The following is a 17,762-nucleotide window of genomic DNA, read 5'->3' on the forward strand; positions in this document are numbered from 1 at the left end:
TCATGATACGCACGATGCCCTGGCCGAAAATGTCATTGTCGAGCAGCAGCGCAATGGCGATGCCGCCGATGACGGTGATCAACAGCACGCCGCCGACGATCAAAAGCGTGTTCCAGATCGACTGGAAGAAGGCCGGGTCGGTGTAGAAATACTGGTAATTGAACAGACCAGCGAAGCTGACATTGGCCGGATTGAGGAGATTGTAGTTCTGGAACGAGAACCAGAGCGTCATCGCCAGAGGCACGATCATCCACACCAGCAACAACAGCACCGATGGCGCAAGCATGACCCGCGCTAATCCGCTCGTGTTTCGGGTTGCCATTGCACTCACCTCCCCTTGGGCCTGGGCGTCACGACATGCGCCCGGCATATCCGGAAGAACCGGCTCATTCTTGTTTTGATTTGAAAGGCTTAAACGCCACCATACAGACCGGCGGCTTGCCGTCCCCAAGGTTCGCTGCCCGGCATTGGCGCCGGGCAGCGATCTTCGGGAGGATTACTTGATGTAGCCGGCGCGGGTCATTTCACGCGTCGCGGTCGACTGGGCGCCCGCAAGCGCATCGTCAACGCTGGACTGACCGGCAACGACCGCCGAGAACAGCTGACCGACCGTGGTGCCGAGCGCCTGGAATTCAGGGATCGCCACGAACTGACCGCCGGTGTAAGGCACGGGCTTTACGGTCGGCTTGGTGATGTCGGCGGCATCCATTGCGGCAAGCGTCGGCTTGGCGAAGGCGGCGGCCTTTTCATACTCGGCATTCTTGTAAAGCGAGGTGCGGGTGCCCGGAGGCACGTTTGCCCAGCCTTCCTTGGAAGCGACGAGCTCGGTATATTCCTTGCTGGTTGCCCAAGAGATGAACTTCTCGGCCGCTTCCGCCTTCTGCGAGCTCTTCGGGATCGCGAGGTTCCAGGACCACAGCCAGTTGCCATGGTTCTTCAGCTCGCCATGCGTCGGGAAAATGGCATAACCGACCTTGTCGGCAACGGTGGAATCCTTCGGGTTGGAGACGAAGGAAGCAGCGACCGTGGCGTCGATCCACATGCCGCATTTGCCCTGCTGGAACAGCGTCAGGTTTTCATTGAAGCCGTTCGAGGATGCACCGGAAGGGCCGGCATCTTTCATCAGATCGACGTAGAACTGCAGCGAGCTCTTCCATTCAGGCTGATCGAACTGCGGTTTCCAGTTTTCATCGAACCAGCGGCCGCCGAAGGAGTTGGTCAGCGCGCTGATAAAGGCCATGTTTTCGCCCCAGCCGGCCTTGCCGCGCAGGCAGATGCCGTTGATATCGGCCTTGCGGTCGGTAATCTTGCGGGCGGCGTCGCCGATGAATTCCCAGGTCGGGTTATCGGGCATCTTCAGGCCGGCTTTTTCGAACAGGTCCTTGCGATACATGATCATGGCGGATTCGCCATAGAAGGGCGCGGCGTAAAGCTTGCCTTCGCTGGAGAGGCCGCCGCGGATCGCCGGCAGCAGATCGTCGACGTCATATTTGTCGCCGAGCTTCTCGAGCGGCAGCAGCCAGCCCTGCTTGGCCCAGATCGGCACTTCGTAGTTACCGATGGTCATGATGTCGTATTGGCCGCCATTGGTAGCGATATCGGTCGTCACGCGCTCACGCAGGACGTTTTCTTCAAGCGTCACCCACTCGACCTTGATGTCGGGGTTCTTGGTGGTGAAGTCCGAGGTCAGACCCTGCATGCGGATCATATCGCCGTTGTTCACGGTCGCGATGGTCAGCGTCTCGGCGGAAGCAAGGGTCGAAAAGGCGAGTGCCGAGCATGCGCCCAGCAAAATGGTCTTCAATGTCATATCTTCCTCCCAGAAGAAAAATGATGAGCATTCGCTTTGCTCTAGGGCATTTACTCACCTCATCAGCAAAAAAGTCAAGCGACATCCTGTGCTGCGACGCACATGGAAAAACCAAGCCTTTGATTTTATGTGTTTAATTTTTGCTCAGTGCATGAGCAAATATTCGCTTGTGACTTCATCGGTGATGAGGCCGTTCAGCAGACCGCCCCTCAGCGCCGCCAGAATCGAGGCGTTCTTGCGTGCGCCCTGCGCCATGCCGATGACTGTGCAGGTCTCTCTTGAAGGGATAGGAACGGAGGCGACGCGCTCGTTGACGGAATGTTCGAGAATGCGGCCATTGGCATCATACATCCAGCCGCAAATCTCGCCGACGGCACCGCTTGCCATCAGCGCCTTCATCTCATCCACGCCGAGGAAACCATCGACGCAGAGCGGTGCGTTTTCGCCAAGTTCGCCGACACCGACGAAGGTGACATTGGCCGCAGAACCCAGCGCCAGCGTGGAACGCACCATGGACTGGTCGTGCAGCAATTCGCGCTCTTCCGCAGAAGAACACAGGACCGGCAGCGGCATTGGGAAATGCCGTGCCTTGATGGCATCGGCCATGCTGAAGATGACGTTATAATAGGCGGCCGAGCCATCCGGCCCGATATTGCCCGTCAGCGACACGATGCGATGCTGGGGGCATTCCATCGGCGGCAGCTGGTCGACGGCGGCCTTCAAGGTACGGCCGGTACCGATGGCGAGCACGATGGGATCGGCATTCTTCAGCCAGCGCTCGATTTCCGCCGCCCCGGCCTCGGCAATGCCGACAGTGGAGGAGACGCCGGCCGGATCGCTCGGCACCACCTCGATATATTTCAGGCCGAATTTCTCTTTCAGCCGTTCGGCTTTTTCGAGACAGGCGGCGATGGGGTGATCGAGCCGAACCTTGATCAACCGCTCGGCAACTGCGAGCGACACCAACCGCTGCGCCGATTGCCGGGAAATGCCCATGGCGGCGGCGATCTCATCCTGCGTGCGGCCGGCGACATAATAAAGCCAGCCGGCACGGGCCGCATCGTCCAGCCGTCCATGTGCGTCGTTTCGTCTGGCCATGCCGCTGCCCTTTAAGAATTATGCTTGCGCATTTGCTGGCATTTTTTTGCGTCGGCTGTCAAACGGCGGATTCGGAAGAGGGCGTGCGGCGGGCCTAAAATCATCTGACGTGGCGATGCGGCAAATTTCTCCTCCCCCCGGGGAGAAGGTGGCCCGAAGGGTCGGATGAGGGGGCAACGTTAGCGATATACGGAGAACTTGCCCCCTCATCCCGTTGCCGCGACCTTCTCCCCCACGGGGAGAAGAAATGCGCGGCGACCGCTCGGTTCCTTACCAGCTCTCCGCCCATACCCTCAATCAAGCCGCTTCCTGCACCAGATGCCCGGCGGAAACCTCGCGGTAATGGCGCTGCGGCGGCACGTAATCCACCGGCCGGATCGGGCTTTTGATCTCGTCGGTCGCCATGTTGCGCCGGATCTGTCGCCGCGCCGGGTCCGGCACCGGAACGGCGGACATGAGCTTTTTCGTATAGGGATGCTGCGGATTGTCGAAAACCGCCGCACGTGGCCCGATCTCGACGATCTCGCCGAGATACATCACCGCCACACGATGGCTGACACGCTCCACAACCGCCATGTCATGGCTGATGAACAGGAAAGCGAGGTTTAGGCTCTGTTGCAGGTCGAGCAGCAGGTTGCAGACCTGCGCCTTGATCGAGACATCGAGCGCTGACACCGCCTCGTCGGCGACGATGACCTTGGGGTCGAGCATCAGCGAGCGGGCAATGGCGATGCGCTGGCGCTGGCCGCCGGAAAATTCGTGCGGGAAGCGCCGCATCATATCCGGGCTGAGGCCCACCTTCTCCAGAAGATCGGCCGCCTTTTCGCGGGCCTGCTGCTTGGTTCCGAGGCGATGCTCGATAAAGGGCTCCATGATCGCCGTGCCGATGCTCATGCGCGGATCGAGCGAGGCGAAGGGGTCCTGGAAGATCATCTGCACGCTGCGGCGCATGGTGCGCAGCGTCGTCTTGTCGAGCTTCAGCACCTCGTAACCGTCAAGCATGACATTGCCGGATGTCGGCTCGATCAGCCGGGTGATGGAGCGGCCCGTGGTGGACTTGCCGCAGCCCGATTCACCCACGAGAGACAGGGTTTCGCCCTCGGCGAGATCGAAGGAGACCTTTTCCACCGCATGCACGGCGCCGGATTTGCGGCCGAAAAGGCCGGTGCGGATATCGAAACGGGTGGTGAGGTCCTTGACCGAAAGAATGGGCGTGCGGCCGCCGGAGACCGTATCCTTCACCTCCGCGACGGGCTGGCTTTCGCCGGTCTTGATATCGATGATCGGGAAACGGGCCGGCAGCACCCTCTCCTTCATCGAGCCGAGCTTCGGCACCGCCGAAAGCAGCGCCCGCGTATAAGCATGGCGGCCGCGATGGAAGATGTCGTCGGTGGTGCCGGTTTCCACCACATCGCCGCGGAACATGACGATGGTGCGGTCCGAGACTTCCGCCACCACGCCCATATCATGGGTGATGAACAGGACCGACATGCCCTCCTCTTCCTGCAACGTCTTGATGAGGTCGAGAATCTGGCCCTGAATGGTGACGTCGAGCGCCGTTGTCGGCTCGTCGGCGATCAGCAGCTTCGGTTTGGAGGCAAGCGCCATGGCGATCATCACGCGCTGGCGCATGCCGCCGGAAAACTGGTGCGGATAATCGTCGAAACGGTTCTTCGCATTGGGAATACGGACCTTCTCAAGCAGGCGGATGACCTCGGCGCGCGCGGCGGAAGAGGAAATATCCTGATGCACGGTCAGCGCCTCGGCGATCTGCTTGCCGATCGGGAAGATCGGGTTGAGGCTGGTCATCGGCTCCTGGAAGATCATCGAAATGTCCTTGCCGCGAACCTTGCGCATCTCCTCTTCCGGCAGCGCCAGCAGGTCGCGCCCGCCGAGCATGACCTTGCCTTCGATGCGGCTCGTCTTTTTATCGAGCAGCCGCATGATGGAGAGCGAGGTAACGCTCTTGCCGGAGCCGCTTTCGCCGACGATCGCCACCGTTTCGCGCGGCGCGATCTCGAAACTCATATTACGGACCACGGATTTCCAGCCGCCATCAACGCGGAAGGATGTGGTGAGATTTTGAACCGATAAAACCGGGCTTACCGAACCGCCGGTCTGTTCCATGGACGTTGCCGCCAAAAGCATGCCGATCTCCTGAAAAGCAAAAGGCGGCCATGAAGGCCGCCGGATGTCTTACGCAGCAAGTGCGGTTTCGGCCATCGAAACCCAGTAGCTGATGCCGTAAGGCAGCGCATCGTCGTTGAAATCATAGGCCGCATTGTGCAGCCCGGCGGTATCGCCATTGCCGATGAAGATGAAGGCGCCGGGGCGCGCTTCCAGCATGTAGGAGAAATCTTCCGCCCCCATATGCGGGTTCGGATTGGTGTTGACGGCGTTCGCACCGGCCACGCCCATCGCCACGCCGGTCGCGAATTCGGTCTCGTCACTGTGGTTGAAGGTGACGGGATAACCGCGATGATAATTCACCTCCACGGTGGCGCCATGCGCCATGGCGGTGGCGGTGGCCACTTCCTTCAGGCGCTTTTCGGCGAAATCGCGGGTTTCAGGCAGCAGCGTGCGCACCGTTCCCGTCAGCGTCACCGCACCGGGAATGACATTGACGGCCGTGCCGCCATGGGTGGTGGCGACGGTGACGACCAGCGATTTCAGCGGGTCCGTCTCCCGCGAGACGATGGATTGCAGGGCGATGATGATATGCGCCGAGGTCAGCACCGGATCGATGGAAAGATGTGGGGCGGCCGCATGGCTGCCCTTGCCGGTGATGACGATTTCGAAACTATCCGCCGCCGCCATGGTCGATCCCTTGCGGATGGCGAAATTGCCGACCGGAATGCCCGGCTCGTTATGCATGCCATAGACCTGCGAAATGCCGAATTTCTCCATCATGCCATCGTTCAGCATGGCGAGCGCGCCAGCGCCGCCCTCTTCCGCCGGCTGGAAGATCACCGCTACGGAGCCCCTGAAATTGCGGGTCTCGGCCAGATATTGCGCCGCACCCAAAAGCATGGCGGTGTGCCCGTCATGACCGCAGGAATGGGCCTTGCCCGGCGTCTTCGAAGCCCAGGGCTTACCGCTCGTCTCAAGGATCGGCAGCGCGTCCATGTCGGAACGGAAACCGATGGTCGGGCCATCCCCGTGCCGGCCCTTGATGATGCCGACGACGCCGGTCTTGCCAATGCCGGTCTCGACGACGTCACAGCCGAAGGATTTCAGTTTTTCGGCCACGAATTTCGACGTTTCGAAGACATCGTAGAGCAGTTCCGGGTGTTCATGCAGATGGCGCCTCCAGCCGGCAACTTCTTCCTGCATTTCAGCCACACGGTTCAATATCGGCATTCTCTTTTTCCCTTTTTTTGTTCCCCGCCGGGTTGTCGGACGCCATATTGCGTTTGGAATTTCTCGTTTTGCAAGCATGAAATTTGCTGCATGAGCGAAAAATAGGCCCAAAACTGAATGGCTCAATTTTTGTTCATCAAAGGAACATTGGGACTTGCTTTTCAAAAAAACTGACAATAGCATCATCGGGAATGGAGGAATATTCCTTAGCAAAGTCAAATACTTAGAATAACAGACCTTGCACATGACGACGGGAAAAGCGTCAAACATTCAAACAGATAAAATCCAAAAAGGGGAAAACTACAATGAAGAAGCGCAGCGTTCTCTTTGCCAGCACGGTGGCGGCCATGGCTCTCGCAGGCTCCGCCGCCCATGCCGAGCGTGGCAGTGACGGCGAACTGAAAATCCTGTTCTGGCAAGCAGTATCGACACTTAATCCTTATCTTTCCGGTGGCACGAAGGAAGTCTACAGCTCGTCCATGGTGATTGAGCCGCTGGCGCGCTACGACGAAAAGGGCGAGCTGGTGCCGATGCTGGTCACCGAAATTCCGACGATCGACAATGGCGGCGTCGCGAAGGATTTGCTCAGCATGACCTGGAAGCTGAAAAGCGACGTGAAGTGGTCGGATGGCACGCCGTTCACCGCCGAGGACGTTATTTTCACCTGGAAATATTGCACCGCACCGGATGGCGGCTGCGCGCAGGCGGCGCAATATGAGGGCGTGAAGAATGTCGAGGCCGTCGACGCCCACACCGTCAAGGTCAGCTTCACCGAACCGAAACCTTACCCCTATTCCGCATTCGTCGGCGCACAGTCGCCGGTCATCCAGAAGAAGCAGTTTGAAAAATGCGTCGGCGCTGCCGCACCCGGCTGCACTTCCGCCAATTTCGGTCCCATCGGCACCGGCCCCTTCGTGGTCAAGGATTTCAAGCCGAATGACGTGATCAGCTTCGTCGCCAACACCAATTACCGCGACCCCGCCAAGCCCGCCTTCGCCACGGCGACCCTGAAGGGCGGCGGCGATGCCGCTTCCGCCGCGCGCGCCGTTCTTGAAACCGGCGAATTCGACTATGCCTGGAACATGCAGGTGGAGCCGGAAATCCTCGCGACCATGGTGGCCGCCGGTAAGGGCAAGCTTGAGACAGCCTTCGGCACCCAGGTCGAGCGTATCAATCTCAACTGGTACAATGCCGATCCTTCGCTGGGCGACAAGCGCTCCACCAAGCAGGCCGGCCCGCACCCGGCCCTTTCCGATCCCGCCGTGCGCCGTGCATTGTCGCTCGCCATCGACCGCGATGTCATCGACGAAGCGGGTTATGGCGAAGCGGGCAAGCCGACCTGCAACATCGTGCCGGCTCCGGAAGCCGTCGCTTCCACCAAGAATGACAGCTGGTGCCTGAAGCAGGATGTGGAAGGCGCAAACAAGCTGCTGGACGATGCCGGCTGGGTAAAGGGTGCAGACGGCATCCGCGCCAAGAATGGCGTGAAGCTCTCCTTCCTCTACCAGACCTCCACCAACTCGGTTCGCCAGGCCACGCAGGAACTGGTGAAGGACATGTGGTCGCAGATCGGCGTTGCCTCCGAACTGCGCAATGTCAGCGCTTCGGTCTTCTTCGGCGGTGACCCGGCAAGCCCGGATACCTTCCAGAAATTTTATGCCGACGTCGAAATGTACACCAACAATTTCGACGGCACGGACCCGGAAAAATATCTGGCGGAATGGCTGTGCGACAAGATTCCGGCCCCGGAAAACGGCTGGCAGGGCCAGAATATTCCGCGTTATTGCAACCCGGAATTCGACAAGCTGGTGGGTGAACTCTCCAAGACCGCCGAGCTTGCCAAGCGCGCGGAGATTTCCAAGCAGCTGAACGACATGCTGACGGAGGAAGGCGCGCATATTCCGCTCATCCACCGCGGCAGCGTTTCCTCGCATTCGCTGACGCTGGAAGGCGTTCGCATGAATGCCTGGGATTCGGAACTCTGGAACGTCGCGGACTGGTCCCGCAAGAAGTAACACGCGGATGCGCCGGCTTCTCCCCCCGGAGAGGCCGGCCTTCTGCATGCCCCTGGACCATGATCTGAAGACACATTTGCCGCGTTAAGGCGAAAACGCTCCCAATTTTCGTCCTGTCGCGCTCTGGGTCTGGAGAGTTTCAGATGTTTACCTTTACGCTCCGGCGGCTTGCCTTTGCCGTACCGACGCTGCTTGTCATCAGCTTCGTCATCTTCGCGCTGCTCGATCTTGCGCCGAACGACCCGACCGGCGACCTGCCGCTCACCATCCCGCCGGAAGTGCGGGAGCAAATCCGCGCCTCGCTTGGCCTCGACCAGCCCTTCTTCATCCGCTATCTGATGTGGCTGCAGCAATTCTTCATCAACGAACCGCTGAACCTCATTGAAAGGCTGACCGGCTGGCAGATCGGCGATGGCAGCCGCATGCGGGTGCTCTCCTGGGCGACACGCAGCCCGGTGGTCGATCTCGTCATTCAGCGCATGCCGCAGACGTTGTGGGTGGTGGGCCTCGCCTATCTCTTCGGTGCACTGCTGGCGATCCCGATCGGCGTCATCTCCGCCTATAAGCAATATTCGATCTTCGACCAGATCGGCACTTTCGTCTCGATGGTCGGTTATTCGGTGCCGACCTTCTTCACCGGCGTGCTGCTGGTCGTCATCTTCAGCTCCTACCTGCAATGGTTCCCTTCCGTTTATGACACCAACCTTCAGGTGACCGACTGGGGAAGTTTCGTGGCGCAGGTGAAACAGATGTTCCTGCCGGTACTGGTGCTGACGCTCTATAATGTCTCGCAGATCAGCCGCTTCGTGCGCGCCTCCATGCTCGACAATCTGCATCAGGATTATGTGCGCACCGCGCGCGCCAAGGGCGTGAAGGAAAAATCCGTCCTGCTCATCCACGTGCTGCGCAACAGCCTGATCCCGGTCGTGACCGTGATTGCGCTCGGCGTGCCGACGATCTTTTCCGGCGCCATCATCACCGAGCAAATCTTCCGCGTGAACGGGCTTGGCCAATTGCTGATCACCGCCGTTCAGGGCGCGGATATTCCGCTGGTGCAGACGCTCACCTTCATTTTCGCGGTGCTTATCGTGCTCTTCAACCTGATTGCCGACGTGCTGTACGGCATTCTCGACCCGAGGATCCGCTATGACTGACGCCACCATCGCAGCGCCGACGGTTGCGGCCACCCCCACGCAATCCGCCCTTGCCGATATCTGGAAACAGTTCCGCGTTCACAAGGGCGGCGTGGCGGGCCTCATCGTCTTCGTCTTCATCCTGCTGGCGGTCTATGTCGGCCCCTATATCCACACCGTTGCACCCAACGCCATCAATGTGAAGGCGCGCAACCAGTGGCCGTCGCTTGCGCATCCTTTCGGCACCGATAATCTCGGCAAGGACATGCTGGCGCAGGTTCTGGCCGGCGGGCGCATTTCGCTTGCCGTCGGCATCACCGCCATGCTGCTGGCGCTGTTTCTCGGAACGCTGGTGGGCGTGCTGTCCGGCTATTTCCGCAGGCTCGACGGCCCGCTGATGCGGCTGACCGACCTGTTCCTGGCGCTGCCGCTCTTGCCGCTGCTGCTTGTCATCCTGATGCTGTTTCGCGATACGCTGCGCGCGGCCTTCGGGCCGGAAACCGGCATCTTCATCCTGATCGTTTTCGTGATCGGGATAACGAGCTGGATGCATACGGCCCGTATCGTGCGCGGCGATGTGCTGACGATCAAAAGCCAGGAATTCATCATGGCGGCGAAATCGAGCGGCATGCGCGAATACCGCATCATCCTCAGGCATATATTGCCGAATGTGCTGAGCTCGATCATGGTCTCGGCCACGCTCGGCATCGCCGCCGCCATCATCACGGAATCCGCGCTGTCCTTCCTCGGCCTCGGCTTCCCCTCCGATTTCCCGACCTGGGGACGGCTGCTGTTCGATGGCGCCAACTTCCTGCAACTGACGCCCTCGCGCGTGCTGTGGCCGGGGCTGGCGATTTCGCTCACGGTTCTGAGTGTCAACTACATCGGTGATGCGGTGCGCGATGCGCTTGATCCAAGAGCGCTTAAGAGTTGAGCGCTCCCCTTCCCTCATCCCTGTGCTTGTCACAGGGATCCAGCCAACCCAAGTCCTTGGGCTGAAAGAACTCTCCCCGCCGCGCAGACGGGCGTCGGCTGGATTCCTGTGACAAGCACAGGAATGAGGCGAAGGGGTTTCGCGGAACAAAAGCGGGACGTGCCCTAGTGATAATTCACCTTTTCCGCCTCAAGGATGCTGTCCGCATCCAGCGCGGCAATCGGAATATCGCTGCGCGCCGGAATATCGCCGGAAAGCTGAAGCGCGAGATAACGCCCGCAGCAGACCCGAAGGAACGAGGTGAAATTGCCCAGATCGTGCCCGGCATCGATCGATTCATTATAAAGCTTGGCGATGAGCTGCACGCTGTTCATGCCGTCACGCCGCGCGATCTCGTCCAGCGTCGACCAGAAGAAGTTTTCAAGCCTGACACTGGTGACCATGCCATCGATCCTGAGCGACCGCGTATGGCTCTCCCAAAGCGTCGGGTCTGCCTTGATGAAAAGCTTGCACATGGTTTCCTCCCTCACCACGCCTGAAAGATAGGCGGAAAACGAGGCCGGAAAAAGCCCCGTTTCGCCGGTCTCATTTGCCGAGCACGGCCATGAATTGCGAAAGCCAGGCCGGATGTGCCGGCCATGCGGGCGCCGTCACCAGCTTGCCGTCAGTAACGGCCGCATCGATGGCGATATCGGCATAGGTGCCGCCCGCCAGTTCCACTTCAGGGCGGCAGGCGGGATAGGCCGAGCAGGTGCGGCCCTTCAGGACGCCCGCAGCCGCCAGCAGTTGCGCACCATGGCAGACGGCGGCCACCGGCTTGTCGGCCTCGAAGAAATGTTTCACCGCAGAAAGCACATCCGCATTGAGCCGCAGATATTCCGGCGCGCGACCGCCGGGAATGACCAGCGCATCGTAATCCGCAACCTTGATATCGGCGAAGGTGGCGTTGAGCGCGAAATTATGGCCGCGTTTTTCCGAATAGGTCTGGTCGCCCTCGAAATCATGGATGGCCGTGGCAATGGTCTGGCCCGCCTTCTTGCCCGGGCAGACGGCATGTACCGTGTGGCCGACCGCGAGCAGCGTCTGGAACGGCACCATGGTCTCATAATCCTCGGCGAAATCGCCGGCGATCATCAAAATCTTCTTCGGCATGTCTGCTCCTCCCGTTTTCGAATGCCTTTGGGCACCCTAACAGGCGGGATCGAGATGCGGGTATTATGGCAATACTACAGGGTCGATAAAGCTGGGATCAGCGGGCCTGCGGCGGCTGCGGCCAGCGTCTCACACCACCGCCCCAACTCTCAAAGGCCTTTGAAAGTTTGAGCACGAACAAATCTTCGTAACGCGGCCCGACGATCTGCAAGCCGATGGGCATTCCCGATCTGGAGAAGCCGCAATTGATCGAGGATGCCGGCTGTTCCGACATGTTCCACGGCACCGTGAAGGCGATATGTTCGAAGGGCCGCTCGGGATCATTGGTGGGCGAGGCCCAGTCGGCCGGATAGGACACGATGGGATTGACGGGTGAAATCACCGCATCAACGAACTGCATCAACCGCCCGCAAGCCTTACGCATTTCCATGGTCTGGTTGAAACCGAAAACGGCGCGCGCGCCGGAAACATCCGCCCCCTCCTGCGCCCATTCATGAATATAGGGAAGGATCGCGGCGCGACGGTCCGCGCTCAGCGCCGCCATATCGCCCCAGAACTTCGCCCGCCAGAAATCGTCCAGCCCATCCAGCATTTCCCGTGTCAACACCGGCTCGACAGGGATGACGATGGCGCCGGCCGCCTCGAACAGTTTCGCGGCGGAGAGCACGGCGTCGCGCACCTCTTCGTCCAGCGGCAGGCCGCAGCCGGCATCCAGCATCAGGCCGATTTTCAGGCCCTTTACATTAATATCGAGGTCCATCCAGTTGATATCATTGGGCGGCAGCGATGTGCCGTCGCGCCAGTCGGGGCGCGAAAGCGTCGCCATGGCATAGGCGGCGTCGGCAACGGTGCGGGTCATCGGTCCGGCGCAGCGGCCGGTATAATAGGGATCGACCGGGATGCGGCCCTGGCTTGGCTTGAATCCGAAGAGCCCGGTCCACCCCGCCGGCAGCCGCACCGAGCCGCCAATATCCGTGCCGATATGCAGCGTGCCGTAACCCGCAGCCCCGGCCGAAGCCGCACCGGCGCTGGAGCCGCCGGGGTTCTGGGTGGGGTCCCACGGATTGCGGCTCAGCTTGTGGAAACTGGAAAGGCCGGAGGAAAGCATGCCGTAATCCGGGCAGGTCGTCTTGGCGTAAATAATCGCGCCATCCTCGCGGCAGCGGGCGGCCACCGGCGCGTCCTCAACCGCAGGCACCAGTTCCACCGCTTTGGTGCCGAGCGGCACGGGATGGCCTTTCGTGGCGATCAATTCCTTCAAAGAGACCGGAATGCCATCGAGGGGCCCGAGCGTTTCGCCTTTTTGCCAACGTTCCGTCGAGGCCAGCGCCTGCCTGCGTGCATCTTCCGGATCATAGGCGTAAAGCGCGTTCACCAACGGTTCGAAAGCATCGATGCGCGCCTCCACCGCCTGCCAATATTCCGATGGCGAAAGCTTCCTCTCCCGGTAAAGCGCCAGGATTTCGAGCGTGTTGAGGTCTATGAGATCGGTCATGGCATCGTCTCGTCAGAAAAACAGGAAATGGGGGCGACAGCTTTTTTGAGCGGTCAGCTGGTATCGCGCGGGTCCAGCAGGTCGCGCAGGCCATCGCCGAGAAGATTGAGGCCGAAGACGGCGAGCGCAATCGCAAGGCCGGGCATGATGGCGAGCCAGGGTGCTGTGCCGAGATAGGTCTGGGCATCGGCCAGCATCCGCCCCCAGGTGGCGGCGGGCGGCGGCATGCCGAGACCGAGGAAAGAAAGGCCTGCTTCCGTCAATATCGCAAGACCGAGCTGGATCGTCACCTGCACGATGATCTGGTTGGATATATTCGGTACGATGTGGAAAAGCGTGATCTTGGCGCGGTTCTGGCCGATGCTGGTGGCGGCGGTGACATATTCCCGCGACCATATCTGCAACGCCGCCCCCAGCGTCAGCCGGGCAAAGACCGGCACCATGAAGGTGGCGATGGCGATGATGGCGGTAAAACGGCCCGTGCCGATGAAGGCGCCCAGCATCATCGCCGACAGGATGGGCGGCACGGCGAAGATGATGTCGCAGATGCGCATGACCATGGTTTCGGTGAAACCGCGCAGCGCTGCAACCGCAACGCCAATGGTCGTGCCGATAAATGCGCCGATGGCGACGGCGGCGATGGAGGTGGAAAGCGAGTTCCACGCACCGGCCATCAGCATCGACAGCACGTCGCGGCCGAAATGATCCGTGCCGAGGCCGCCATAAACCAAGGGCGATTTCAGCTTCTGGACGATCTGCATCTTGGTGGGGGACACCGGCGTCCAGACCAGCGACAGCAGGGCGACTGCGACCAGAAAGACCGTGACGGCGATGCCGACGGCAAAGGCGGGGCGGCGGCGGATCAATCGCATCATCGCGCACCTGCCCGCAGTCTCGGATCGATGAAAAGATAGGCGATATCGACCACGAAATTCATGACGATCACCAGCGCCGAGAAAAACAGCACTACGGATTGCATGACGACGATATCGCGCTGGGTCAGCGCCTGATAGGCAAGCCGCCCGAGACCCGGCAAGTTGAAGACATTTTCCACCAGCACCGCGCCGGCAATGAGGAAGGTGAATTGCAGGCCGATCATGGTGACGACAGGGATCATCGCATTCGGCACCGCATGGCGCCACAACGCCACCCGCTCGCTCAGACCCTTGGCGCGCGCGGTGCGCACGAAATCCTCATTCATCACTTCCAGCACGGCGGAGCGGCAGACGCGCGTAAGAACGCCGGCCTGCGACAGCGCCAGCGCCACCGCCGGAAGGATGAGCGCTGTAAGACCAGCTGAAAAGCTCGGCGTCCAGCCGGGAAAACCGCCGGCCGGCATCCAGCCGAGCGTGGTGGAAAAGACGATGATAAGCAGCAGGCCGACCCAGAAACCGGGCACGGCAATTCCCACATGCGAAAACAGCCCGGCTGCAAAATCCAGCGCCCCGTTGCGGCTCCTCGCCGCCGCCACGCCGAGCGGAATGGCGATGGCCACCGAAAGGCAAACGGCCAGCAGCGCAAGCGGCAAGGTAACGGCCAGCCGCTCCAGGATCAGCCCCGCCACCGGCACACCATAGGTATAGGATTGCCCGAGATCGCCATGAAACACACCGGCCAGCCAGTGGAGATAACGCAGCGGCAGCGGCTGATCGAGGCCCATCTGCTTCTGCAGCGCCGCGAGCGTATCGGGGCTCGCCGAGGTTCCGAGCATGATGGCGGCAGGATCGCCCGGCAGCAGGCCCATGACGACATAGATGATGAGGGAAACGGCAAACAGGGTGATGACGAGGCTTAAAAGACGCCGGATGAGGACGGCTAACATCTGGCATCTTCTCCTTGCTTTGTTTCGCCTGCGGTCGAAAGTCCAGTTATCTCCCTCCCGTCATTCCGGCCCTGAGCCGGAATCCAGCCGACGCGCGTCTGCGCGGCGGAGAGAGCCCTCTCAGCCCAAGGACTTGGGCTGGCTGGATGCCGGATCAAGTCCGGCATGACGGAAGAAACGGCTATCGACAAACGTCACTCTTCCCAATGCACATCCGTCAGCACATTCGAGGGAATGGGCTCGTTTTCCCACAGCCCCTTCACCTTCTTGTCCCAGACGCCGAGTTTCGGCATGACGAAAAGGAAGAGAGCCGGCACGTCCTTGGCGAGGATTTTCTGGGCTTCGCCATAGAGCTTTTCCTGCTCGCCGGCATCCGCCGTCTTTTCCACATTCGCCACGACCTCGTTGAAGGTCGGGTTCTTGTAATTGAAATAATAGGGGTCGCGCGCATAGATATCGATATCCATCGGCTCGGCATGGGCAACGATGGTCATGTCGTAATCCGCGCCTTTAAGAACATCCGCCACCCATTTCGCCGGAAACTCGGTGGTCTCGATGGTCATGGTCACGCCGATTTCGGCAAACATCGCCTGCAGGATTTGCGAGGTGCGCTGGGCATAGGCCATTTGCGGGGCCTTGATGGTGAAGCTGAAACCGTCCGGATAACCGGCTTCGGCAAGCAGCGCCTTGGCCTTGTCGATATCGTAAGGATGTACCCCGGTCGTATCGATATAGCCGCGGTCATTCGGCGTGTAATGGCTGCCGATGGCCGTGCCGAAGCCGGACCAGGCGCCTTCAATGACAGTGCCGCGATCCACCGCCATCATCAGCGCCTGACGCACGCGCTTGTCATCGAAGGGCTTGCGGGCATTGTTCATGCCCGCCACGACCTTCAGCTCGGTATTGCCGACGAAGGTGCCGAGGCGCGCGTCGCCATCGAAGGAGGTCATCAGTTCCGGAGCGCCGAATTCCGGGAAGGCATCGATATCGCCAGACTTCAGTGCGGCGGCCTGCGCCTGTGGATCGGAGACGAAACGGAAGGTCGCCTTCTCCAGCTTCACCGCCACGGCCTTGTCCCAATAGGCGTCGTTCTTCCGCAGCTCGACCTTGTCGCCCTTGGCCCAGGCCACGAATTTGAACGGGCCGGTGCCGATTGGTGTGGTGCGGTTATTCTCCGCGCTTTTCGGCGCCACCATCACGGAGGCCGGCCAGCCGAGCCAGTAGAGAAGGCTGCCGGCCGGCTGCTTAAGCTTCAGCACCAGCGTTGCGGCATCCGGTGTCTCGATACTTTCTATCGCCGCAAAGAAGCGTTTCTGCGGATTGACCGAGCTTTCGCCACGCGCCCGATCCAGCGAAAATTTCGCGACAGACGAATCGAAAGCCTCGCCATCATGGAAGGTCACGCCCTTGCGCAGCCTGAACGTATAGGTCTTGCCATCAGGGGAAATTTCCCAGCTTTCGGCGAGCTGCGGCTTTACCTTGCCCTCGCGGTCGATCTTCACCAGACCTTCGAAGACATTCTGCCAGGTGACCTGGCCGATGGCGACGGGGGCGGCGATGGTCGGATCAAGACCGGCCGGCTCCACCGCCATGCCAAGCGTCAGCGCGGTTTTCGCCGCGGCTTCGGCAACCGTTGCCGAAAGCGGCAGCCAGAGCGCCGTGCCCAATGCAAGGGTCAGCGCGGTACGGCGCGAAAGCGTTGCCGCCTGCGAAAGATAAGTGCGTGGCATCATTGTCCCCTGTCTGGCGGCCGGGGCATTTTTGCCCTTCCGAAGACCGCCCGTTGCAAAAAGAGTGTCATGTTGCAGGCGCACACACAATCTCGATTTTTGTGTGCTCCGTGTAGCTGAAATGGCTACACGGAAATGCAGATGGAAATCAACCTTCCGGGCGGAAAGACCAAACTGTCCCGCTTATCCCGCCGTCGCCTCGCGCATGAAGCGCTCGATGAAATCGGCGAGCTTGGAGGCGGCGAAGGACAATTGCCGGTCGGGCGCAACGCAGAGATCGATCTGGGTGTGGATGCCCTTCTTGCCGGAGAGCGGAACGGCGACCATCTGCCCGCTGCGGATTTCCCGCGCCACAGAAAGCGCCGGCAAAAGCGTGGCGGCGGCGCGGCCCAGCACCAGTTCCTTCAGCATTTCCAAAGAGCTGGTGATGAAGACGGGATCAAGCTCGATGCCCGCATCGGCAAACAGCGTGTCGAAGGCCTGACGCGCCGCAAAACTCTTGTCCGGCAGGGCGAGCGGCAGGCTGGCCAGTTCCTTCAGCGAGACTTCCGGCTGTGCCGCGAGCGCATGGCCGGCCGGAAAGATCGCGTCGTAGCTGATGCGGGTGCGAGAGCGCACTTTCACGCCAGAAAGCTTAGGGGCAAACAGGCTGACGACCAGATCGGCCTCCGCAGCACCCAGCGCCTCCATTGCCTGGCGGGCGCTGGTAATATGCACCTCGAAGCGCAGTTTTGGATATTTCAGGCTGAACTGCGCCAGCACCGGCGCCAGAAGGTTCGCCACCGTCGCACCATTGGCATAGACCGTGACCCGGCCGCGCTGCAGGCCTTTCAGATCGTCGATCAGCTGATGCACATGGTCGAGTTCCCGCAACGTCTTGCCGGCGCGGGCAGCTAGCAGCTCTCCCGCAGCCGTCAGTTTCACGCCCCGGCTGGAACGCTCCACCAGCGGCGAGCCGAAATAATATTCGAGGTTCTCAATCTGCCGGCTCACCGCTGTCGGCGCGACATTCAGATTTTCCGCCGCGGCGCGCATGGAATTGGTACGGACCAGTTCGTCGAAATACATCAGGGCGCGCAGTTGCATCGTCTGGATACCTTGTTTTGGCCGACACCGTCCGTCATGCCGGGCTTGACCCGGCATCCAGCGCGATCAAGTCCTTGATCGCAATATAGTCTCTGACCGCGCAGACGCGCGGTCGCTGGATTCCGGC

The 17,762-nt window shown here is 60.6% G+C and carries 14 protein-coding genes and 1 pseudogene; 3 read left to right on the forward strand and 12 right to left on the reverse strand.

Features of this window, described 5'->3' with window-relative positions; genetic code table 11:
* The 5 genes and pseudogenes from BTE54_RS16780 to BTE54_RS16800 form a co-directional block, all read right to left on the reverse strand.
* Nucleotides 1–322, reverse strand: a pseudogene (locus tag BTE54_RS16780) (sugar ABC transporter permease); the annotation flags it as partial.
* Between the two features lie 174 nt (nt 323–496).
* Complete coding sequence (locus tag BTE54_RS16785; protein ID WP_065655300.1) at nt 497–1,810, reverse strand: sugar ABC transporter substrate-binding protein; 1,314 nt, start codon at nt 1,808–1,810, stop codon at nt 497–499.
* Between the two features lie 144 nt (nt 1,811–1,954).
* Entirely contained in the window at nt 1,955–2,908 is a 954-nt protein-coding gene (locus BTE54_RS16790; protein ID WP_078053232.1) for a sugar-binding transcriptional regulator, read from the reverse strand.
* A 297-nt stretch (nt 2,909–3,205) separates the two neighbouring features.
* Entirely contained in the window at nt 3,206–5,056 is a 1,851-nt protein-coding gene (locus BTE54_RS16795; RefSeq protein WP_059760882.1) for an ABC transporter ATP-binding protein, read from the reverse strand.
* A gap of 48 nt (nt 5,057–5,104) precedes the next feature.
* Nucleotides 5,105–6,268: a M20 aminoacylase family protein gene (locus BTE54_RS16800; protein ID WP_078053233.1), complete on the reverse strand. Its 1,164-nt coding sequence runs from the start codon at nt 6,266–6,268 to the stop codon at nt 5,105–5,107.
* 305 nt (nt 6,269–6,573) lie between these two features.
* Between BTE54_RS16800 and BTE54_RS16805 the strand changes: the two genes are divergently transcribed.
* The 3 genes from BTE54_RS16805 (at nt 6,574) to BTE54_RS16815 (ending at nt 10,350) form a co-directional block, all read left to right on the forward strand.
* Nucleotides 6,574–8,283 (forward strand): peptide ABC transporter substrate-binding protein, encoded by a 1,710-nt coding sequence (locus BTE54_RS16805; RefSeq protein WP_065655297.1) that lies wholly within the window; start codon nt 6,574–6,576, stop codon nt 8,281–8,283.
* A gap of 143 nt (nt 8,284–8,426) precedes the next feature.
* On the forward strand, nt 8,427–9,437 hold the full coding sequence (locus BTE54_RS16810; protein ID WP_020813216.1) for an ABC transporter permease: 1,011 nt from the start codon (nt 8,427–8,429) through the stop codon (nt 9,435–9,437).
* On the forward strand, nt 9,430–10,350 hold the full coding sequence (locus BTE54_RS16815) for an ABC transporter permease (protein ID WP_078053234.1): 921 nt from the start codon (nt 9,430–9,432) through the stop codon (nt 10,348–10,350). The genes BTE54_RS16810 and BTE54_RS16815 overlap by 8 nt, the downstream gene beginning before the upstream one ends.
* Nucleotides 10,351–10,514: 164 nt before the next feature.
* On the opposite strand, the gene BTE54_RS16820 is transcribed toward BTE54_RS16815, so the two are convergent.
* The 7 genes from BTE54_RS16820 to BTE54_RS16850 form a co-directional block, all read right to left on the reverse strand.
* Nucleotides 10,515–10,865 carry a ribbon-helix-helix domain-containing protein gene (locus BTE54_RS16820; protein ID WP_078053235.1) on the reverse strand — a complete coding sequence of 117 codons (351 nt, stop codon included), beginning with the start codon at nt 10,863–10,865 and terminating at the stop codon, nt 10,515–10,517.
* Between the two features lie 70 nt (nt 10,866–10,935).
* Nucleotides 10,936–11,502 carry a DJ-1/PfpI family protein gene (locus tag BTE54_RS16825; RefSeq protein WP_003523156.1) on the reverse strand — a complete coding sequence of 189 codons (567 nt, stop codon included), beginning with the start codon at nt 11,500–11,502 and terminating at the stop codon, nt 10,936–10,938.
* A gap of 97 nt (nt 11,503–11,599) precedes the next feature.
* Nucleotides 11,600–12,997 (reverse strand): amidase, encoded by a 1,398-nt coding sequence (locus BTE54_RS16830; RefSeq protein ID WP_078053236.1) that lies wholly within the window; start codon nt 12,995–12,997, stop codon nt 11,600–11,602.
* 53 nt (nt 12,998–13,050) lie between these two features.
* Nucleotides 13,051–13,872 (reverse strand): ABC transporter permease, encoded by an 822-nt coding sequence (locus BTE54_RS16835; protein WP_198939174.1) that lies wholly within the window; start codon nt 13,870–13,872, stop codon nt 13,051–13,053.
* Nucleotides 13,869–14,819, reverse strand: a complete 951-nt coding sequence (locus BTE54_RS16840; protein WP_059760891.1) for an ABC transporter permease — start codon at nt 14,817–14,819, stop codon at nt 13,869–13,871. The genes BTE54_RS16835 and BTE54_RS16840 overlap by 4 nt, the downstream gene beginning before the upstream one ends.
* 194 nt (nt 14,820–15,013) lie before the next feature.
* A complete protein-coding gene (locus tag BTE54_RS16845) occupies nt 15,014–16,549 on the reverse strand; it encodes an ABC transporter substrate-binding protein (protein ID WP_078053319.1) in 1,536 nt (511 codons plus the stop codon).
* Between the two features lie 183 nt (nt 16,550–16,732).
* Nucleotides 16,733–17,635 carry a LysR family transcriptional regulator gene (locus BTE54_RS16850; protein ID WP_078053237.1) on the reverse strand — a complete coding sequence of 301 codons (903 nt, stop codon included), beginning with the start codon at nt 17,633–17,635 and terminating at the stop codon, nt 16,733–16,735.
* Between the last annotated feature and the right edge of the window lie 127 nt (nt 17,636–17,762).

This window comes from Agrobacterium sp. YIC 4121 (genome assembly GCF_002008205.1).
Classification (GTDB): domain Bacteria; phylum Pseudomonadota; class Alphaproteobacteria; order Rhizobiales; family Rhizobiaceae; genus Agrobacterium; species Agrobacterium leguminum.